19 protein-coding genes are annotated in these 19,371 nt (G+C 52.8%); 16 read left to right on the top strand and 3 right to left on the bottom strand.

Annotated elements, in window-relative coordinates; translation table 11 throughout:
- The first annotated feature begins 313 nt into the window (after positions 1-313).
- From YERSI8AC_RS19510 to YERSI8AC_RS19490, 5 genes are all read left to right on the top strand, one after another.
- Positions 314-1,753 (top strand): flagellin N-terminal helical domain-containing protein, encoded by a 1,440-nt coding sequence (locus YERSI8AC_RS19510; RefSeq protein WP_159177333.1) that lies wholly within the window; start codon positions 314-316, stop codon positions 1,751-1,753.
- 197 nt (positions 1,754-1,950) lie between these two features.
- On the top strand, positions 1,951-2,628 hold the full coding sequence (locus tag YERSI8AC_RS19505; protein WP_159177332.1) for a hypothetical protein: 678 nt from the start codon (positions 1,951-1,953) through the stop codon (positions 2,626-2,628).
- 166 nt (positions 2,629-2,794) lie between these two features.
- Positions 2,795-3,565 (top strand): amino acid ABC transporter substrate-binding protein, encoded by a 771-nt coding sequence (locus tag YERSI8AC_RS19500; RefSeq protein ID WP_041159255.1) that lies wholly within the window; start codon positions 2,795-2,797, stop codon positions 3,563-3,565.
- An 82-nt stretch (positions 3,566-3,647) separates the two neighbouring features.
- Complete coding sequence (locus YERSI8AC_RS19495; protein ID WP_035538134.1) at positions 3,648-4,316, top strand: amino acid ABC transporter permease; 669 nt, start codon at positions 3,648-3,650, stop codon at positions 4,314-4,316.
- A complete protein-coding gene (locus YERSI8AC_RS19490; RefSeq protein WP_027956927.1) occupies positions 4,313-5,068 on the top strand; it encodes an amino acid ABC transporter ATP-binding protein in 756 nt (251 codons plus the stop codon). Before YERSI8AC_RS19495 ends, YERSI8AC_RS19490 begins: the two co-directional genes overlap by 4 nt.
- A gap of 60 nt (positions 5,069-5,128) precedes the next feature.
- On the opposite strand, the gene YERSI8AC_RS19485 is transcribed toward YERSI8AC_RS19490, so the two are convergent.
- The 3 genes from YERSI8AC_RS19485 to YERSI8AC_RS19475 form a co-directional block, all read right to left on the bottom strand.
- Entirely contained in the window at positions 5,129-5,482 is a 354-nt protein-coding gene (locus YERSI8AC_RS19485; RefSeq protein WP_022521973.1) for an HVO_A0114 family putative DNA-binding protein, read from the bottom strand.
- On the bottom strand, positions 5,479-5,829 hold the full coding sequence (locus YERSI8AC_RS19480; protein ID WP_155706041.1) for a toxin-antitoxin system TumE family protein: 351 nt from the start codon (positions 5,827-5,829) through the stop codon (positions 5,479-5,481). The genes YERSI8AC_RS19485 and YERSI8AC_RS19480 overlap by 4 nt, the downstream gene beginning before the upstream one ends.
- A gap of 631 nt (positions 5,830-6,460) precedes the next feature.
- Positions 6,461-8,437, bottom strand: coding sequence for a sensor domain-containing diguanylate cyclase (locus tag YERSI8AC_RS19475; RefSeq protein ID WP_159177331.1), 1,977 nt, complete (start codon positions 8,435-8,437; stop codon positions 6,461-6,463).
- A 295-nt stretch (positions 8,438-8,732) separates the two neighbouring features.
- On the opposite strand from YERSI8AC_RS19475, the gene rpsT reads away from it, so the two are divergent.
- The 11 genes from rpsT (at position 8,733) to YERSI8AC_RS19420 (ending at position 19,332) form a co-directional block, all read left to right on the top strand.
- The gene (rpsT, locus tag YERSI8AC_RS19470) at positions 8,733-8,999 is read left to right on the top strand and encodes a 30S ribosomal protein S20 (RefSeq protein WP_022521977.1); all 267 of its coding nucleotides are present in this window, start codon (positions 8,733-8,735) and stop codon (positions 8,997-8,999) included.
- Between the two features lie 84 nt (positions 9,000-9,083).
- Positions 9,084-10,667 (top strand): murein biosynthesis integral membrane protein MurJ, encoded by a 1,584-nt coding sequence (gene murJ / locus YERSI8AC_RS19465; RefSeq protein WP_201304240.1) that lies wholly within the window; start codon positions 9,084-9,086, stop codon positions 10,665-10,667.
- Positions 10,668-10,733: 66 nt separating this feature from the next.
- Complete coding sequence (gene ribF / locus YERSI8AC_RS19460) at positions 10,734-11,846, top strand: bifunctional riboflavin kinase/FAD synthetase (RefSeq protein ID WP_159177330.1); 1,113 nt, start codon at positions 10,734-10,736, stop codon at positions 11,844-11,846.
- Positions 11,830-14,685, top strand: a complete 2,856-nt coding sequence (gene ileS, locus YERSI8AC_RS19455; RefSeq protein ID WP_159177329.1) for an isoleucine--tRNA ligase — start codon at positions 11,830-11,832, stop codon at positions 14,683-14,685. Before ribF ends, ileS begins: the two co-directional genes overlap by 17 nt.
- A 58-nt stretch (positions 14,686-14,743) precedes the next feature.
- Positions 14,744-15,241: a signal peptidase II gene (gene lspA / locus YERSI8AC_RS19450; RefSeq protein ID WP_053857186.1), complete on the top strand. Its 498-nt coding sequence runs from the start codon at positions 14,744-14,746 to the stop codon at positions 15,239-15,241.
- A 19-nt stretch (positions 15,242-15,260) separates the two neighbouring features.
- Positions 15,261-15,707 carry an FKBP-type peptidyl-prolyl cis-trans isomerase gene (gene fkpB, locus YERSI8AC_RS19445; protein ID WP_022521982.1) on the top strand — a complete coding sequence of 149 codons (447 nt, stop codon included), beginning with the start codon at positions 15,261-15,263 and terminating at the stop codon, positions 15,705-15,707.
- Between the two features lie 11 nt (positions 15,708-15,718).
- Positions 15,719-16,723 (top strand): 4-hydroxy-3-methylbut-2-enyl diphosphate reductase, encoded by a 1,005-nt coding sequence (ispH, locus tag YERSI8AC_RS19440; RefSeq protein WP_159177328.1) that lies wholly within the window; start codon positions 15,719-15,721, stop codon positions 16,721-16,723.
- 81 nt (positions 16,724-16,804) lie between these two features.
- Positions 16,805-17,200 carry a type IV pilin protein gene (locus YERSI8AC_RS19435; RefSeq protein WP_022521984.1) on the top strand — a complete coding sequence of 132 codons (396 nt, stop codon included), beginning with the start codon at positions 16,805-16,807 and terminating at the stop codon, positions 17,198-17,200.
- Positions 17,187-17,795, top strand: a complete 609-nt coding sequence (gene pilV / locus YERSI8AC_RS19430; RefSeq protein ID WP_236557357.1) for a type IV pilus modification protein PilV — start codon at positions 17,187-17,189, stop codon at positions 17,793-17,795. The genes YERSI8AC_RS19435 and pilV overlap by 14 nt, the downstream gene beginning before the upstream one ends.
- On the top strand, positions 17,792-18,901 hold the full coding sequence (locus YERSI8AC_RS19425) for a PilW family protein (RefSeq protein ID WP_159177327.1): 1,110 nt from the start codon (positions 17,792-17,794) through the stop codon (positions 18,899-18,901). The genes pilV and YERSI8AC_RS19425 overlap by 4 nt, the downstream gene beginning before the upstream one ends.
- Entirely contained in the window at positions 18,901-19,332 is a 432-nt protein-coding gene (locus YERSI8AC_RS19420; protein ID WP_022521987.1) for a hypothetical protein, read from the top strand. Before YERSI8AC_RS19425 ends, YERSI8AC_RS19420 begins: the two co-directional genes overlap by 1 nt.
- The last annotated feature ends 39 nt before the right edge of the window (positions 19,333-19,371 follow it).

Genomic DNA, 19,371 nt, shown 5'->3' with positions numbered 1-19,371 from the left:
GATAGCTTCTCACTCGAACCCGTGAGCTAGCAGCATTATGCTGTGACATTAAAACGGCTTGACAAGCGCTTGGTAATGTGGGTTGTGGTGGTCAGCTGATATCGGACAGTAATTTAAGATTTTCCTCAGCTCCAACGTGAGACACGCCACCGTTAAATGAATGAGGTCGCTGCTGGTTGTAGTAACCTATTAGATAGCAGAGATAGAGTCCCAGAGAACATTGAAATCTTAGTGTCTTTCTCCATCAAGCCCTAAAGTAGCTATCCTTTCTGCCGTTACTCAATGTAATAAGCTGCTTACAAGGATGTCCTGAATGACGGTGATTAATACGAATCTGCTCTCTTTAAACGGTCAGAATCAGCTCAAACGCTCAAACTCTGCCATGGAGACCGTCATCGAGCGCCTTTCGTCGGGCTTGCGTATCAACGGGGCGAAGGACGATGCAGCAGGGCAGGCTATTGCTAACCGCATGGAGTCCAATCTTCAGGCGGGCAAAGCCTTAACCCGAGGCATCAACGATGGCATTTCGCTGATGCAAACTGCTGAAGGTGGTCTTGATAGCATTAACGATATTTTGCAAAGAGCGCGTGAGCTGGCCATTCAATCCGCCAACGGCACCCTATCTGATGCTGATCGCTCCTCGGTCAATGCCGAGTATCAGCAGCTCTCAGAGGAGATCGACCGACTGTCCTTCGGTACAGAGGCGTTTGGTAAGACACCACTCGCTCCCGCTGAACCGCGCCCCTTGCCGGTTAAGCTCGGCGAGGCACCTCATATTACTGAGCTTCTTGGGCCTGGTTTTGAGAGTTTTACCTCCGGTACAGTTTCATTGGCTTACATACCTGAGGGGGCCACTAACGTCACGCTGGAGATCGACTCTTTTGGTTTAGATGATGACATTCAGATCTTCACGCAAGATGGGAAGCATCTGGTAGGGACGCCTATTGATGGGGCTCATCCTGACCATGTTTGGCAGTCCCGGGACGCTACGGATCTTAATGCTTCACTACTCACGTCTGAAAATGGATTTGAACCTGGGGCCAGTTACGATGCTAGCCTGCTACAAGATGCGTCGGGAAGCTATGATCTAAGCTCGCCGCCTGTTGAGCTTGATTATAACAACATGAAAATTACCTATAGTGGAGATGGTGATCGGCTTGCCTTGGCTTCGGCCGATGATGACGATACCGAGTTTAACGACGGCAGCCTGTCGGAAAACATGCTGGAGCGAGTAACCTTCGATAAAGTCACCGAAAACCTAATTGTTTTCGTGGTAGGCCAAGGTTTATTTAATGCCAGAGCTACTTGGGACGACATGCCGATTGAATATGACGACCCTGAGCCGGTGCCGACCCCCGTTAGCACCCCGACAAACATAGTGGTCAGCGCTGGTGTTGGTCAGGAAATGGATTCCATCACGATCGCTCCCACGCCTTCTGACACTCAATCACTGGGGCTTGAGGGTGTAGCGCTGGATCCTATAGAGAAGGCCTTAGAAGCAATGCAGAGCTTGAACAGGCATGATGACTATCGAAGTCAATATGGGGCGCTAAACAACCGCTTTGAATCTGCCATTGGCACCTTGAGCCAGGAGCAAGTGGACTTGGGAGCTGCTAAGTCGAGAATTGAGGATGCTGACTACGCTGTAGAGGCATCTAATATGACTCGCGCGCGTATTTTGCAGCAAGCCAGTACTTCGATGCTAGCCCAGGCCAACCAGAACCCACAAAGCGTGCTTTCTCTGCTGGATTAATTAACTAGCCGATTGGTGTGTTAATTGTGCAAGTCCTGACATACGGGCTTGCTTCTTCTAAACCCTCTGCCACTAATTACTTAGACCGCTAAAATTGATCTTCCTGGCGTTTGCTCGATAATGAGTAGTTATCTTCGGCACTCGTCACCTTGTGGGTGCTCAAATTGTACGTTCCTAACCGGGCAGGAAAACACCCCATGGATCCGCAAAAACTGGCGGTAACCTTAGCGATTGCTGCAGGTTGGTTAAGTTTTAACAGCCTTATCATTTGCATGTATTTCCTATTGAGTGGCAGAGGCGTGCTGGAAGGGGGAATGTGGCGAGGCGGAGAGTGGCTAAGGCTCGGACAGTCAGTGCCAACTGATGAGAGCAATGAACTGGCTGCTCAGCCCCCTGCTGTTGCTAAACAAGTGAATACCTCCTCTACGTTACCCGAGAATGAAGATAGCGTAGAGGAGGTGGCACCTGTAGAGGCAGAAGAGAGCACTCATGTACTGTTTGTGATGTTTGATCAACCGGATATCGCACTCAACAAAAAGCTGTTCTCGAGCCTGCAAAAGTGGGAGGCCCACTACGATGAGGCCTTTCAGGTTTATAGCGTGCCAGGCGTTACCCCACAAAACCCATTGCGGGTTACCAATGCCTACCCGCCTGGATTGATGCCACCTCCAGAAGCCTTTCAGCAAGAAGAGCATTTGATCAGTGGTGTAAGTGTCATCCTCAAAAAGCCAAAGCGCAGGCGCGGGTTTGATAAGGTACAGTTGGAAAAACTGGTTACGTTTACTCAGGAGTTGGCAGCGCTGGGTGGAGGTGTGCTAGATGCCGATCGCCAAGCCGCTACCTTTAAAACGTTTCAGGCCATTCGCCACAAATAGCCATACATCACGGTGTGACTGCATATTCAATAAAAGAATAAAAATTATCTTTAATATTCTTTTGTATGCTTTTGTCGTAGAGGTAAACTAGCAGCCATCAATGCCTCATGATTATTTGTGTGGCTATTCGGATCGTCGGGATATCGACTAACGAGGAAACAGACTCATGCCACTACCAGCTAAGTTAACTACTACCCTTGCGGCGCTTTCGTTGAGTGTTGCCAGTGGGTTTTTCGCCGCTTCTGCCCAAGCCGATACGCTCCGGGTGGGCATGTCCGGTGGTTATTTCCCCTTTACCTTCGTTGAGCAAGACGAGCTCAAAGGCTTTGAAGTTGATGTCATGAATGCCGTGGGTGAGATCACTGGTGATGACATTGAGTTCGTTACGGCGAGCTTCTCGGGCTTGGCGGGGATGCTTGAATCTGGCCGTATCGACACCATTGCCAATCAGATCACCATTACCCCAGAGCGTGAAGCGAAGTATGTGTTCACTTCGCCTTACGTGTATGACGGCGCGCAGGTTGTGGTGCGGGCAGGCAATGACACCATTGAAGGTGTTGAAGATTTGTCCGGTAAAAGCGTAGCCGTCAACCTGGGCTCGAACTACGAGCAGTTATTGCGCGAGCAGCCCAATGCCGATGAAATCGACATTCGCACCTATGAGTCCAATATCGAACAGGATGTGGCGCTGGGCCGGGTAGAGGCCTTTGTGATGGACCGCGTGAGTGCTACACAGGTCATTAAAGAGAAAGGCTTACCGTTAGAGCTGGCGGGGCAGCCGTTCTCGACCATTGAGAACGCATTGCCGTTCCGTGATGATGAAGCGGGCCGCGAGCAGCGCGACCGCGTCGATGCAGCGCTGAGTGAGCTGCGTGAGAATGGTGAGCTGCGTGAGATATCGGAAAAGTGGTTTAATACTGATATCACCCAACCCTAAACGCTGAACTGATCCGTTCAACGCGGCCGTGGCATTGCCACGGCCGTTTGCTTATAAGCGATTTAGCCTATGTTTAATTATTATGCTTAACCTCGAATACATGTGGGGGCTGCTGCCGGTTCTGTTGCGCTACTTGCCGCTCACCCTTCAAATGGCAACGATTGCCATGTTCTTTGCGTTGATTCTGGCGTGCCTGCTGGCGGTAGTTCGCGTATCGAAGGTGCCTTTCTTGAACGGCTTCTCGTTACTGTTTATCTCGTTTTTCCGGGGTACGCCGCTGCTGGTTCAGCTGTTCCTGTTCTATTATGGTCTACCACAACTGATTAGCGCCTTGATCTCGATTACCGGCGTTACCGCCGCCGTGCTAGGCCTGACGCTGCACTTCTCTGCCTATATGGCCGAATCCATTCGTGCGGCGATTGTCGGGATTGATCGCAGCCAGACTGAAGCCGCGCTTTCAATCGGGATGACCCAGTCGCAACTGATGCGCCGCATCATTCTGCCCCAGGCAACCCGCGTGGCAACGCCGACGCTGATGAACTATTTCATCGACATGATCAAAGCGACCTCGTTGGCCTTTACGCTGGGGGTGACCGAGTTGATGGGCGCTACCCAAAAAGAGGCCGCGGGCAGCTTCCTCTATTTAGAAGCATTCCTGCTGGTGGCGCTGATTTATTGGGCGATTGTGGAAGTGCTCTCTTGGGGGCAGCGCCGGTTAGAAATTTATCTGAATAAGGCCTACCAACGATGATTTCGCTGCAAGGCATTACCAAGCGTTTTAGTGGCCATACGGTGTTTAAAGATATCGACTTGAGTCTTGCCCAGGGCGAGATCATTGTGATCATTGGGCCTTCCGGTACAGGTAAATCGACGTTGCTGCGCTGTATCAACTTTCTTGAACGCCCTGATGCAGGCCGTTTGCAGGTGGGTGATTTGAGCGTTGATACCCAGCGTGCCAGCCGGGCAGATATCCTGGCATTGCGCCGGCGTACCGCCTTTGTCTTTCAGAACTACGGCCTGTTCGCCAACAAAACCGCGCTGGAGAATATCAGCGAGGGGATGATCGTGGTGGATAAGTTGCCGAAAGCGAAGGCCCATGCACGGGCAAGAGAGATCCTTGAGCGCATCGGTCTGGCAGACAAAGCAGATGCTTATCCCGCTTCTCTCTCCGGCGGTCAGCAGCAGCGGGTGGGTATTGGCCGTGCCATGGCCGCCAACGCCGACGTGATTCTTTTTGACGAGCCCACCTCTTCACTTGACCCTCAATGGGTAGAGGAAGTATTGAGCCTGATGAAACAGTTAGCGGTAGAGCGCCAGACGATGATCGTGGTCACCCACGAGATGCAGTTCGCCCGGGAAGTAGCGGATCGGGTTGTCTTCATGGACGAGGGCGGCATCGTCGAGGAAGCGCCTCCTGAAGAGTTGTTCACTGCACCCAAGGATGAGCGAACGCGCCATTTCTTGCGCAAAATTTTAGCGCCCACGGGGCAGGCTGTGCCTTAAATGCTGAATACAGTTACTGTCCGCGGTGCACCGCTAAGAAAAATGCCTGTTTTGCACTTTTTACATTAACGTGACTTCAAAGCTATCGGCAGTAACCACAGGGGTCTTGGCATGTCGTGGGCCTTCTTGGATTTCCACTAAGCCATAATCGCCCATCTTTTTAATGGTGCGACTCAAACTTTCTTTTCGACGCCCGGTTATCTCAGCAAGCTCCCCTAATGATTGCGGCTTGCAGCGCCGAATCGTTTTGAGAAGTTCAAGGTTTTTCGTGTTTAACAGACGAGACATGGACTCGACACTATCAAACCATACCTTAGGCTCATCAGGAGCAGGTTTATAGAAACCTTTGGCAATTGAGATTGTGCGCTCACGGAATTCATCACGGTTCATGATGCCGATCTTGACGGTTGTCATATTCCTTCCTCTCGGAGTATTTCGTCGACATGCTTCCAAAAGTCTTCAATCAAGTGAGCCGCAGAATCAAAGAAGTAATCACTGACAACGCTGCGATAATGGCGGTGATCCCACTCTTCGCGTCGTCCCGCAAACTTTCTGCGTTTGATTTTTGGAGCATGTGCGTTGTCAAAGCCAAGTAGCCGTGTCCCGCTCTTATGATGCAAGGTCAAGCTATATTTTATTCCATGGGGGATGTTCGGTGTTGCCTTGACTCGCCGCACCTCAAACTTGACCCAAAAATCACCTTGGATGCCGTACTGAGTTCCATCGAGCGCTAATAAAGTATCTAGCCCTTGATCATCCATACGCTCCTTCCCTATTTCATAGATAAAATATAGTAGGGTTGATTGTAGATGTCAATGGTTGGGTGTGGAGTTGCGCCTATCTACGAGCCGGGCTTGAGCTGCTATCAGGCACTCTGGACGACGAACATGCTGGGTCGATTTGCAATACGCGCTGGCGATTTTGGACTGGGGGCACGTCCGTGCTGCACTTGTTGGTTGAGTTCAGGCCATTGGACCCAGCAAACATCCGCAAGCGGGGATGTCTCATCCATTAGGTAACCTTGAGCTTCATTCCTATGGGAGCTTTATGCTTAGCAGGCGCTTTCTTCAGAACCTGCGTGCTGCCATCGGGACGTGTTTCAACAAGTTCACCGTCGATGATTTCCACTATGTGTTGACCGCTGCTCAACGAGACCTGATAAGCGCGTCGCGTGTAACGCGCCGATTGGGCTGCAAGTCGTTGTTCTTAATCAGGTTTAATCGCCATTGGCTCGCCTCGTTGCTTGCATCTTGCTATCATATTATAGTTCAAGCACTGGATAGTAAGCGCTAGTGGTCATGTTTATTCTGCGCACTATATCGAAGTACCCATAATTGGCAATTACAGCAGTGTTTTGGCTGTGCAAGCTGTACCTTCGAGCACGTAATCCTGCTACGCCGCGTTAACGACTACTTGATTACGGCCATTATCTTTAGCCTGATATAACCCTATATCGGCGCGTTTCAGGGCAGGCTTAAGTGCTTTTTCGTTGTCTAGAATAGTCGTTACCCCTAGCGAAGCTGTCAGCCAAAGTGCCTTTTCTGCGTGCTCAGTTGAGACGTTAATCGGGGTCGCTGCCGTTGTTCTACGTATTCGCTCGGCCACCTGTTCCGCTTGAGAAAGCGAGGTGTTGGGAAGCAAAATAGCAAACTCTTCGCCGCCCACTCGGCATAGCAAGTCTTCCTGACGAAGCAGCTCGGTTACTATTTTGGTGAAGTTTTTCAGTACGTCATCACCCGCGTCATGTCCGTACGCATCGTTAATGTGCTTAAAGTGGTCAATATCAATGGCGATGAGCGCGATGGGGTGGTTTTGCCTTCGCGCCCGGGGTATTTCAGTCGTTGCTTGGGCCTGTAAATAGCGCCTATTGAAGACCCCCGTTAAGGGGTCGGTCATGGCTTGGGCGCGTAGTTTCTCTTCCAGCTCTTTGCGCTCGGTAAGGTCAAAGACGGTGGCGCGCGAATGCACAAACTGACCATTACGGCAGAAGGCTGAGGCTTGAATCATGACGTGACGCTGCTCGCCGTTTCGGGTTAGCAGGCTGCATTCAGCGCTACTGGGTTGATTTTGTTTTACGTTTGCGAAAGCTTTATCAAACTGATAGCGGGTTTCTGGCGTGATCAATTCTCGGTAAGTGATGTGACCAATAACTTCTTCGTCGGTGTAGCCTAGCCAAGCGAGCTCGGTGCGGTTCATTTTGATCACTCGCCCTGTGGTATCGAGCGAGTGGTAGCCGCAGGGGGCGTTTTCATAAAGATCGCTGACTTCATGAGCGTGGCGCTGAGCCGCCCTACGTAGCTGGCGCTGACGCTGGCTGCTGAGAGCCCAGAATATTCCAAAGGCGACGGCGACACCGTAGGTCAACAGTAGAAACCAGAGCACGGTGGTCTCTTCTTCTATTAAGGATCGCCAAGTAGGCAGTGGTAATGTCACGCCCAGCTTCCAAGGGTAGTAAGCGTTTTCGCTGAAAACAGTACCCGCTAGGCTACGGTAGCGCTGAGTGCGTATATCTTCAGTCTGAAAGCGTAATAGCTGACCATCGACCTTGGCATGACCTGTGTTGCGCTGCTGCATGGCTTGCCAATAGAGAGGTGAAAGGGCGGCAAAGTCGCTGCCAAAGCTCGTCGTATTTAATGGCGGGAAGCCTTCATCGAGCAGCCATCGTCCTTGGGCGTCGATTAAAATCGCATTGGCATCTTGGTCAAGCAACATGGCCTGACGTAGGGCGCTGGTAAGGTAATCCCAATTGAGGCTCAAAAGCACCACGCCGCGGCGTTCCCCTGCTGCATCAAAAACAGGGGTAGATACATTGACCACAGGAATCACGTCGCGACCCATTAGCTCAAAGTGGAGGTTACGGCCCGGTGGCGAGATATAAAGATCGCGTGGCTGTAGTGAAGAGGCTCCTTTGAAATAGTCGGTATAGGCATGATGATTGGCATTCACGCGGGGCCCCGTTTGAATACTTTTAGGTGCACGGAGTACTTCGCTGCCATGATTATCAATGAGTACTAGCTTGGTATAGCGAGGGTTGTGGCTGATCAACGTGTTTAGAAAGGTTGAAAGTTGCGATAAGTCGCTAAGCGAATAAGGCTGGGCTGATATCGACGAGTTGTCCTGTGCTGCCAGGTACCGCCTTAACGCAGGCATTTCGGCAATCGCCAGCGCGTAATTTAGGCTTTCATTAATATCGCGGGTTAGTGCCTCCTGGCCAGCTTTTAATAAGGCATCTGCTTCGGCATGCAGGCTATCTAGTCGGGACTCCATATGGACATGGAGCACAGGCAGCAACGTTGTCGATACGAGGATCAACGGTATGCAAATGGCTAGTAGTAAGCGAGTGTGTAAACGCCGCAATGACACTGACATGTTTCCTTTGAGTAGGTCTGCGCCGGGCAGCCTGCTTTTAAAGTTATACGTTGTACTTGTAAAGGCGTAGCTAGCAAGCTCGCCAAGCGCGTGATAGACTACGCCATCCTCTCAGGCAAGTCCCGTGAGCGGGCAGCTTATTTCGACTGCCTGCTACACACTTTGGTAGGGTGATACGCCTGCCAAATCAATTGGTTGTTGCGGAAACGTCGTGCTGTGGCAGCATAGCAGACGAACACATATTTAATTTCGTTGCCGTTTTGTCGGCAACCTTTATTCTCCAAGGAGATACCCTGTGGCGAACAGCAAGCAAGCTCGCAAGCGCGCCCGCCAGGCCGAGAACCGTCGCGTCCTGAAATCCAGCCAGCGCAGCATGGTCCGCACCTACATCAAGCGTGTAGTGAAAGCGATCGGCACCGGCGACCACGCTAAGGCAATGGAAGAGTTCAAGGCAATGCAACCGGTCGTTGACCGTATTGCAGACAAAGACGTGCTGTCTAAGAAGAAAGCAGCTCGCCTGAAGAGCCGTTTGAACAAGCGTATTAAGGCACTGGCGGCGTAAGCCGGCAGGCGCCATAAAAAAACCGGCTGCGGCCGGTTTTTTTGTGTCTGGATGATTTTTCTAGATGATTTTTCTGGATAGCTTATGACAGCGAAGAAAGCACCCAACACATCCCCAGGCACCACAGTCGTGCGTCGCGGGCTAATGCGCTCGGGGCTTGTAGTCAGTGCCATGACCATGCTGTCGAGAGTGATGGGACTGGCGCGTGATGTGGTTATCGCTACCTTCTTAGGGGCAGGGGATGGCGCCGATGCGTTTTTCGTGGCGTTTAAGATCCCTAACTTTCTGCGCCGTCTGTTTGCCGAAGGGGCTTTCAACCAGGCTTTCGTACCCGTGCTCTCAGAGTACTCCACCCAGCGTAGTCGGGAGGAGGTACGCGCGCTGCTGAATGCCACTGCCGGTAGCTTAACGGCGGTGCTGGCGCTAATTACCGCCGTGGCGATGCTCTGTGCGCCGTGGCTGATTTGGGTATTTGCCCCTGGGTTTGGCAGTGAGCCGGACAAGCTGGCGCTGACCGCGGATATGCTGCGCTTAACCTTTCCTTATTTACTGCTGATTTCGCTCACCGCGTTTTCCGGTAGCGTACTGAATACCTGGAACCGCTTTGCGGTTCCCGCGTTTACCCCGGTGCTGCTTAACCTTTCGCTGATTGGTGCGGCGCTGTTTTTAATGCCGCTAATGGAAGAGCCCGCCATGGCGCTCGCCTGGGGCGTGTTGATCGCCGGAGCGGCCCAGTTGGTTTTTCAGGTGCCGTTTTTACTGCGCTTGGGATTGATGCCTACTCCCTGGCCTAATTTTGCTCATGAGGGAGTGCGACGCATACTGAAACTCATGGGGCCTGCGCTGTTTGGGGTATCGGTATCGCAAATTAACCTGCTGTTGGATACCGTTTTGGCGTCATTGCTGACGGCGGGCAGCGTGTCGTGGCTTTACTACTCGGATCGTTTAGTGGAACTGCCGCTGGGCGTGTTTGGGGTGGCCATTGGGACGGTGATTTTACCAGCACTCTCTAAACGCCATGCTGACCAGTCCAAGGAGCACTTTGCTGCGATGCTTGATTGGGCGATCCGCATTGTATTGCTGTTAGGCTTGCCCGCGGCACTGGCGCTGGCGGTGCTTGCCGAGCCGCTGTTAATCACGCTGTTTCATTACGGAGCGATGACCGACAACGACATCCAGATGGCGGCCATGAGCCTGCGTGCTTATGCCTTTGGCTTGGTAGCCTTTATGCTAATCAAAGTATTGGCACCGGGATTTTTTGCTCGCCAAGACACCAAAACCCCGGTGAAGGTAGGCATTATCGCCATGGTCGCTAATATGGTGTTTAACCTACTGCTGATTTGGCCGCTGGCTCATGCTGGATTAGCGTTAGCCACCGCGCTTTCTGCTTTCTTGAACGCGGGCCTGTTGGGTTACTTACTGCATAAGCAGGGAGTGTTGGTCTTTCAGCCGGGCTGGAAGCGCTATGCGGTGCAGTTACTAGGTGGCAGCGGGCTAATGTGCGCGGCCCTCTATTTTATTGCGCCCGACTGGCAGGCTTGGCTCGCGTTTGGCCTTTGGCAACGGATAAGCTGGGTCACCGGGCTAGTGATACTGGGCGGCTCGCTGTACTTTGCGTGGCTGGCGGCACTGGGTTTGCGCGTTCGTCATTTAAAAATGCACTCATAACACTGCATCCTGGGGTGTGGGTTCGTTATAATCAGAGGCTTTATGTCCTCCAACGGCTGAGGTGCCATGCGCGTCATTCGAGGTCTGCACAACTTGAGAGCGGCTCATCGTGGCTGCGTTGCCACCATCGGTAATTTCGATGGGGTGCATCGCGGTCATCAAGCCATCCTGCAGCAGTGCCGAGAGCATGCGGCGCGCTGGAGTGTGCCGTTAACAGTGGTGGTGTTCGAGCCCCAGCCGCGTGAATTTTTTGCTGGTGATCAAGCTCCACCGCGTTTAACCCGGTTGCGCGAGAAAGTACGGCTGCTCCGCGATTTTGGCACTGAACAGGTTCTCTGCTTGCCGTTTAACGATGCGCTGCGCAGCCTTACCGGGCGTGAGTTTATCGATCAGGTGTTGATTGATGGGCTAGGCGTTAAGCACTTGGTCGTGGGCGATGATTTTCGCTTCGGCTGCGACCGCCGCGGTGATTTTGCTCTGCTGGCGGAGGTCGGGAGCGAACAGGGGTTTGGCGTAGAGCACACGCGTACTTTTACCGTGGATGACGAGCGGGTTTCCAGTTCTCGGGTGCGTACGCTGCTTGCCAGCGGCAATTTTTCTGCTGCTGCGCGTTTGCTGGGCCGCGCCTATTCGTTACATGGCCGAGTGGTGCGCGACCAGCAGTTGGGGCGCACCATTGGTGTACCGACTGCCAATTTGCCGCTGATGCCCCAGCCATTAACGCTGCGTGGGGTTTATGCGGTGGTGGCTGAGCTTGAAAATGGCGAGCGCTACCCAGCAGTGGCGAATGTGGGCTTCCGCCCTACGGTGGGTTCGGAACGGCCAACGCTGGAGGTGCACCTGCTGGATTTTAAAGGTGATCTCTACGGCCAACGCATGACGGTGTTTCCCTGCGCGCGCCTGCGGGGCGAGGTGAAGTTTGACAACCTTGAGGCACTTAAAGCGCAAATTGAACGTGACCAGGCCCGCGCTCGCCACTATTTAACGGCGGCAATAGGTGGGCAAAACAGCGCTGACCAAGAGAACGCTGAACAGGACTATTCGCTTCCGCTGGCCTCGGCCCCGCTTGGGCGTGAGGCCATGTCTTCAAGTGCAATGTCTTCAAATGCGGTGTCTTCAAACACGATTCCTTCTGATTCTTCTTCGGCGGATGATGCCGCCGATGCTAACAACGGCTGACCAGACCATGGATTATAAGCACACGCTGAATTTGCCTGAAACTGATTTCCCCATGCGCGGCATGCTGCCAAAGCAGGAACCAGGGCGGGTTTCCCAGTGGCAGGATATGAACATTTACCAGCGCCTGCGGGAAGCGCGCGCGGGCGCGCCGCTGTTTGTGCTGCACGATGGCCCTCCCTACGCCAACGGCAGTATTCATATTGGTCACGCCGTTAATAAGATCCTTAAAGATATTATCGTTAAATCGAAGAATTTAGCCGGCTTTGATGCGCCTTATGTGCCCGGCTGGGACTGCCACGGCTTGCCCATTGAGCACAAAGTAGAAACCACTCACGGCAAGAACCTGGCGCCGGAACATGCCCGTGAGCTTTGCCGTGAATACGCTGGCGCCCAAGTTGAAACACAACTGGCCGACTTTGTTCGTTTGGGCATTATTGGCGATTGGGATCACCCATACCGCACTATGGATTTCGCCAACGAAGCGAGCGAGATTCGTGCTTTGGCCGAGATGGTCGACGCGGGTTACGTGTTTAAAGGTTTGAAGCCGGTCAACTGGTGCTTTGACTGTGGTTCGGCGCTGGCGGAAGCCGAAGTCGAGTACGCTGATAAGAAATCCGACGCCATCGACGTCGCTTTCCCGGTAGAAGATGCCGACAAGCTCGCCGCCGCCTTTGGCTTAAGCGAACTGGCCAAGCCTGCGGCAGTGGTGATCTGGACTACCACGCCGTGGACCATTCCGGCCAACCAGGCGCTCAACGTTCACCCTGAGTTCACCTATGCACTGGTCGATACTGGCGAGCGTTTGCTGCTGCTGGCGGAAGAGTTGGTGGAGAGCTGCCTGGAGCGCTTTGGCCTGCAAGGCGAGGTAATTGCTACGACCCAGGGCAAAAACCTCGACCTGATCAATTTCCGTCACCCATTCTACGATCGGCTCTCGCCAGTCTACCTGGCAGAGTACGTCGAGTCTGAGGTGGGCAGCACCGGTATCGTTCACTCCGCGCCCTCTTACGGTATGGATGACTTTATCACCTGCCGCGAGCATGGCATGGAGTTTGATGACATGCTCAACCCGGTGCAGGGAAATGGCGTTTACGTTGACGACCTGCCGTTCTTCGGCGGCCAGATGATTTGGAAGGCCAACCCGCATATCGTCGAAAAACTGCGCGAAGTGGGTGCGCTGATGGCGCATATCCCGATCAAGCATAGCTACATGCATTGCTGGCGCCATAAAACGCCGGTGATCTACCGTGCCACGGCGCAGTGGTTTGTGGGTATGGACATCAAAGGCAAAGATGGCAAAACCCTGCGTGAACGTGCCCTTGAAGGCATCGAAGCCACGGCGTTTACGCCTGCCTGGGGCCAGGCGCGCCTGCACAGCATGATCGCCAACCGCCCGGATTGGTGTATCTCGCGTCAGCGTAACTGGGGCGTACCGATCCCGTTTTTCCTACACAAGCAAACCGGTGAGCTGCATCCGCGCACCGTTGGGTTGATGGAAGAGGCGGCCAAGCGCGTTGAGTTGGAAGGCATCGATGCCTGGTTCAAGCTCGACCCGGCAGAGCTGCTGGGTGCCGAAGCGGCAGATTACGATAAAGTCACCGATACCCTGGATGTCTGGTTCGACTCTGGCACCACCCACCGCCACGTACTTCGCGGTTCGCACCCCCATGGCCACGAAAGCGGCCCGCGGGCGGACCTCTACCTGGAAGGCTCCGACCAGCACCGTGGTTGGTTCCACTCATCGCTGCTCACCGGTTCAGCGATTGATGGCCATCCGCCGTATCGTCAGTTGCTGACCCACGGCTTTACCGTCGATTCCCAGGGCCGCAAGCAGTCCAAGTCGCTGGGCAATGTGGTCGCGCCCCAGGAAGTGATGGACAAGCTGGGCGGCGATATTCTGCGCCTGTGGGTCGCCTCCACCGACTACTCTGGCGAAATGGCCGTTTCTGACGAAATTTTGAAACGCACCTCTGATGTGTATCGGCGGATTCGTAACACTGCTCGCTTCCTGCTGTCGAACCTTAACGGGTTTGATCCAGAGAAAAACCAGGTAGCGTTTGGCGATATGCTGGCGCTGGATCAGTGGGTGGTGGATCGAGCGCACCAATTGCAGGCGCGGATCGAAAAAGCCTACGAAGAGTACCGCTTCCTGGATGTTTACCAACAGGTGCATGGTTTCTGCGCCCGGGAACTGGGTGGCTTCTATCTGGATGTGATTAAAGACCGCCAGTACACCACGCAAACCGATTCGTTGGCGCGGCGCAGTGCACAAACCGCGCTCTATCACGTGGTGGAAGCGCTGAGTCGTTGGATTGCGCCGATTCTCTCCTTTACCGCTGAGGAGATTCACGAAAACATCCCCGGTAAGCGCGGCGACAGCGTGCTGCTGGAGACTTACTACACTAACCTTGGCAACCTGGAAGAAAATGCTGAACTGGGTCGTGCTTTCTGGGAGCAAGTGCTGGAAGTCAAGCACTCGGTCAACAAGTGTCTTGAAGATGCCCGTAATGCCAAAGTCATTAAAGGCAGCTTGGCAGCTGAAGTCACGCTGTATGTCAGCGATGACCTGCAGGCGACTCTGGCTAAACTGGGTGATGAACTGCGCTTTGTGATGCTAACCAGTGAAGTGACGCTTAAGCCCTTGTCTGCTGCGAGTGATGCAGAAGCGACCGAGCTGGATAGCTTGAAAGTCGCGGTTAAAGCCAGCGACAACACCAAGTGCGAACGTTGCTGGCACCATCGTCCCGATGTAGGCACCTATGCGGACCACCCGGATCTGTGTGGACGCTGTATCAGCAATCTCCCCGAAGGTAGCGGTGAGATTCGTTACTATGCTTGATAAAAACATAGCTAAAGAAACTAAAACACCGTCTGACGATGTCGACACACGGCCGCCAATGCAGCGGCCGCTGCGCTGGCTGTGGCTAGCTGTGGCAGTAATTGCCTTGGATTTGGTCACCAAATACGTGGCCAGTAGTCAGTTGGGCTATGCCCAGCCGGTCGAAATACTGCCGTTCTTTAACCTGACGCTGCTGCACAATACTGGCGCAGCGTTCAGCTTTTTAGCCACACATCCAGGCTGGCAGCGCTGGTTCTTCGCCTTGATTGCCGTAGGTGCCAGCGTGGCGTTGACAGTATGGCTTTCACGCATCAAACACGATGAAAAGTTACTGGCGATAGCGCTGCCGCTGATTATTGGCGGGGCGCTGGGGAATCTCTACGACCGCCTGGTGCATGGCTATGTGGTCGACTTTTTATCGTTTCACGTCGCTGGGTGGTACTACCCGGCGTTTAACGTGGCGGATATAGCGATTACCCTGGGGGCGGTCGCTTTAATCTGGGAATCCATTATGGGCGAGCGGCGGCGCAAAAAAGCGGCCAAGACTTCCCATTAATCGAACGTTGAGAACTGCAATGAGCGACTATCTGATCGATGAAGGCATGGAAGTGACGCTACACTTCACCTTAAAGCTGGAAGATGGCACTTTGGTGGACTCCACCAAAGACAAAGCACCGGCTACCTTCGAGTTTGGCGACGGAAATTTGCCGCCCGGTTTTGAGCATCCGATTAAAGGCTTGGCTGCGGGGCAGGAGGGTACCTTTCAGATAACCCCTGAGCATGCATTCGGCCAGCACAACCCGCAAAATATTCAAACCCTGAAGCGGGCAGATTTTGGCGATGAAGCCCCGGAAATTGGTATGGTAATGTCGTTTGCCGATAAAGCGGGAACGGAATTGCCAGGTGTGGTCAAAACCATTGACGGTGATCGTATCGAGGTGGATTTCAATCACCCGTTAGCAGGCCGCACGCTCACCTTTGAGGTCGAAGTGCTCGACGTCAAACCGGTGACAACGCATTAATTCACTAAGCGATGCCGCTTACGCATCAAGGCGCTACTATGCAAACGACGCAAGCACAGCCCATACAGATCAAGTTAGCCAATCCGCGTGGTTTTTGTGCCGGTGTGGATCGCGCGATTGATATCGTTAATCGCGCGTTGGATGTGTTTGGCCCGCCGATTTACGTGCGCCATGAGGTTGTGCATAACCGCTTTGTGGTCGAAACGCTGCGCGCTCGCGGGGCAGTGTTTGTTGAAGAACTGGATGAAGTGCCGGACGATGTCATCGTCATTTTCTCCGCCCATGGCGTTTCCCGTGCGGTGCAAGCCGATGCTGAGCGGCGGGGCTTGAAGGTATTCGACGCCACCTGCCCGCTGGTCACCAAAGTGCACTTGGAAGTATTGCGCTACGCCAAGCGTGGTCAAGAGTGCATTCTCATTGGTCATGAAGGTCATCCGGAAGTTGAAGGCACTATGGGGCGTTATGACACCTCCCACGGTGGGCGTATCTACTTGGTAGAGGATGAAGAAGACGTCGCTAAGCTGGAGGTGAATGATCCCTCAAAGCTGGCCTTCGTGACCCAAACTACGCTGTCGATGGATGATACCGCTAAGGTGATCGACGCGCTGCGCGATAAGTTTGCCGAGATTCAGGGGCCACGCAATGACGATATTTGCTACGCCACGCAGAACCGTCAGGATGCAGTACGTGAGCTAGCGGCCCAGAGCGATCTATTGCTGGTGGTGGGCAGCCCCAATAGCTCCAACTCTAACCGCTTGCGAGAACTTTCTGAGCGCATGGACACGCCCGCCTACTTGATCGATAACGCTGACCAGATCGACCCCAAGTGGCTTGAGAACGTAGCGCGTGTAGGCGTCACCGCAGGCGCCAGTGCCCCTGAAGTATTGGTGAAAGGTGTGATTGCCAAGCTGCAGACCATGGGGGCTGCATTACCTGAAGAGCTACAGGGCCGCGAGGAGACCATTACTTTCTCTATGCCAAAGGAGTTGCGTGAAAAGGTGATCGCCAGCAGCTAACCATAGGCCTCGCAATGCAATGCGTATTAGTTTGCGACATACTAAAACGGTATGAGCCCACTAATACAGGAGCGAAGCCGCGTGTCTTATACCTCTCATCTTTCGACTGGCCATTCTTTACTGAATGGCCAGCGCGGCTTCACCCTCATTGAATTGATGATTGTGCTGGTGATCATCGGCATCGTCGCCTCCATTGCCTACCCCAGCTATACCCGCTACGTGCAAAAATCAGTGCGAACCGACGCCCACGCAGGCCTTATGCAAGCCGCTTCAGAGCTTGAGCGCTGTTACACGCGTTCTTACAGCTATAGCGATTGCACCATCAGTGAGTTATCTCCCGAAAAAAATTATGAGATTGCTGAGAGTATTAACGGTGACGGCTACCTACTGACTGCGAGCACCGTTCAAGATGATGGCTGTGAAGAGGATATAACCTTAAGTTCGAATGGCGAAAGGTTACCCAATGCCTGTTGGTGAGTTAAGGCGACAACGCTTTCAAAGTGTGGGCGACGCTGCCACTTCCAACTGTCCTGACTCTCCCTGCGAAATGACGTTAAACCCCACCCATCAAAGTGCTTCAGCTCCTTCTGTAACGCTGGTGATTAGCACATCGGACAGCCTTCGCAGGAAGGAGAGAGTCATAAACTCTCAGCGCGGCTTTAGCTTATTGGAAGCGCTAATCGCACTGGTGGTTCTCTCGATTGGCCTGATCGGCGTTGCCGCCATGCAGCTTAAAGCACTGCAAAGTGCCAATGCAGGCTATCAGCGTTCGGTGGCAAGTGTTGCGGCTGTGGATGCTCAGGAGCGGCTTTGGGCTCAGCTAGCCACGCTCGAAACAGGCCAGACCTGCGAGGATGTCTACATCTCCGGCGTGCAGAGTGCATGGAAGGAACATTGGTTTCAAAATAGTGATGCGACACCGCTACGGGGAGCCTCTTCTTCCCACAGCTATATTGCAAAAGATGACAGTGGAAGTGATTGTCGCATTGACGTGACTGTGGCCTTGGGCGAGAACAATGACGATCAATTTAGCTACTTCTTTCTTCTTCCCAAGGTCGAGAGCTCACCATGAGGCAGCGTCAGCAGGGCTTTACACTGGTGGAGTTGATGGTGGCGTTGGCGATCGGCACGGTCATTATCCTTGGGGCTGGCCAACTGTTTCTAACGACCTTTCAGACCTTTCAAAATGTTGACAAGGTAAGCCGTAAGCAAGAGAACCTGATTTTTATTGCCCAGAGGCTTACCAGTGAAATTCGTCAAAGTGGGCCGGGTCGCTATACGTTACGGTGTGAACGGAATCAGGATGCCTGTAGCTGTACGGTGGCGGATCAGGAAGAGAATGGGCAGCCGCTGGTAAGTTTTCTGAAAGATGTACCGAATCATGATTCGCCAAGCCAGTGTAATGAGGACGAGCACGTGTTAGGCGAACTTGTGCCGGGTGATGCGCCGCTTTACCGGGTGGAACTGCCCTTAGAGAACAATGGTGAGGCGATTGTATTTCATGTCATGGAGCGACAGGGCATATATGCCAGCTTCTTTGATACTCCTACCAGTCAGAAGGGGAAGGGCGATGCAGTGATTGCGGGAGGTGCCGTGAGCGGGGCGGAAAATATCCTGGTAAGTGAATCAACGGTTAACTCAAATTTAGATCCATCGATTATCCCTTCTCCGCAATCAAGCGACTCGCATGATTACTATACAGGCTATATCAATAACATTAAAAATCTGGACGGCGTGATTGCTACCTGTACCGAAAACGAAATCATGTTTTCATCGGGCAAGGTCTTTTATTGCGATGGAAATATAAATAAGTTAAACGTGACTGAACTTAGTGGAAAGGTGGTCGTAGTAGAGCAAGACATTTCAATACAGCAGAATGATAACTCCTCAGTCACTGATGTCGCCATTGTCGCTGGTGGCGAAATTAATTTTAATGGCAATAATACCAATGCACTGTTTCGAGGACTTATCTGGGGAGCGGGTAGTGTCAATTTAAGCATGTCTGGAGTTGAGTTTGTTGGTAGTGTTATCTCCAATGGCTCTGTTGTATTCAATAATGTCAATAGTATTAATGCTGACCTGAGTGTTTGGGAGTTACTGTCAGTATATGGTTATGAGTTCTCTATGCGTCAAGCATTAGAGGGTTTGTCAGAAAATATCGATTTTGGTGACGACTGATGACTCTGCAAAATCGTCAGAAAGGCGCTGCATTGGTCATCGTCATGGCGCTACTAGCCGGGGCACTGCTACTGGGGACTGCCGGCATGCAGTCAGCAATCATAAATGAGCATTTGGCAGGTAACTACCGGATAGTGGCGCAAGCCAATATGAATGCAGAGTCGGCTTACGCAAAAGCGGTTGAGGAGAATCTCGAAACAATAAACTGGGGTAGTGAGTCTTATGACCAAAATTATATTGAAAAGATGAATTGGGAGAGTATCAAAGGGCTTGGGCAGGTCGTAGATCAGTGTGAGGGGGAGGCCTTCCTGTGTTTTTATTTTCCTTTGCTTGTTGATGGAGAAAAGTGCTTCGTCGCGTTTGGAGCTGTATATGATGATCAGGAAGAGCCACTTGCCTTTAGTGACCCCTATTTTCTTTTCATCGATTGAGCATTTCTTTCAGAATGATAACGGCATAATGCTCTTGTA

Source organism: Halomonas sp. 113 (assembly GCF_904067645.1).
GTDB classification, from domain to species: Bacteria; Pseudomonadota; Gammaproteobacteria; order Pseudomonadales; family Halomonadaceae; genus Vreelandella; species Vreelandella titanicae.
This window is presented reverse-complemented; position numbering and strand designations above follow the sequence as displayed.

Coding starts and splice junctions, on each gene's coding strand:
- YERSI8AC_RS19510 (WP_159177333.1), top strand. CDS start 314: ATGACGGTGATTAATACGAATCTGCTCTCTTTAAACGGTCAGAATCAG.
- YERSI8AC_RS19505 (WP_159177332.1), top strand. CDS start 1,951: ATGGATCCGCAAAAACTGGCGGTAACCTTAGCGATTGCTGCAGGTTGG.
- YERSI8AC_RS19500 (WP_041159255.1), top strand. CDS start 2,795: ATGCCACTACCAGCTAAGTTAACTACTACCCTTGCGGCGCTTTCGTTG.
- YERSI8AC_RS19495 (WP_035538134.1), top strand. CDS start 3,648: ATGCTTAACCTCGAATACATGTGGGGGCTGCTGCCGGTTCTGTTGCGC.
- YERSI8AC_RS19490 (WP_027956927.1), top strand. CDS start 4,313: ATGATTTCGCTGCAAGGCATTACCAAGCGTTTTAGTGGCCATACGGTG.
- YERSI8AC_RS19485 (WP_022521973.1), bottom strand. CDS start 5,482: ATGACAACCGTCAAGATCGGCATCATGAACCGTGATGAATTCCGTGAG.
- YERSI8AC_RS19480 (WP_155706041.1), bottom strand. CDS start 5,829: ATGGATGATCAAGGGCTAGATACTTTATTAGCGCTCGATGGAACTCAG.
- YERSI8AC_RS19475 (WP_159177331.1), bottom strand. CDS start 8,437: ATGTCAGTGTCATTGCGGCGTTTACACACTCGCTTACTACTAGCCATT.
- murJ (WP_201304240.1), top strand. CDS start 9,084: ATGACAGCGAAGAAAGCACCCAACACATCCCCAGGCACCACAGTCGTG.
- ribF (WP_159177330.1), top strand. CDS start 10,734: ATGCGCGTCATTCGAGGTCTGCACAACTTGAGAGCGGCTCATCGTGGC.
- ileS (WP_159177329.1), top strand. CDS start 11,830: ATGCTAACAACGGCTGACCAGACCATGGATTATAAGCACACGCTGAAT.
- lspA (WP_053857186.1), top strand. CDS start 14,744: ATGCAGCGGCCGCTGCGCTGGCTGTGGCTAGCTGTGGCAGTAATTGCC.
- fkpB (WP_022521982.1), top strand. CDS start 15,261: ATGAGCGACTATCTGATCGATGAAGGCATGGAAGTGACGCTACACTTC.
- ispH (WP_159177328.1), top strand. CDS start 15,719: ATGCCGCTTACGCATCAAGGCGCTACTATGCAAACGACGCAAGCACAG.
- pilV (WP_236557357.1), top strand. CDS start 17,187: ATGCCTGTTGGTGAGTTAAGGCGACAACGCTTTCAAAGTGTGGGCGAC.
- YERSI8AC_RS19425 (WP_159177327.1), top strand. CDS start 17,792: ATGAGGCAGCGTCAGCAGGGCTTTACACTGGTGGAGTTGATGGTGGCG.
- YERSI8AC_RS19420 (WP_022521987.1), top strand. CDS start 18,901: ATGACTCTGCAAAATCGTCAGAAAGGCGCTGCATTGGTCATCGTCATG.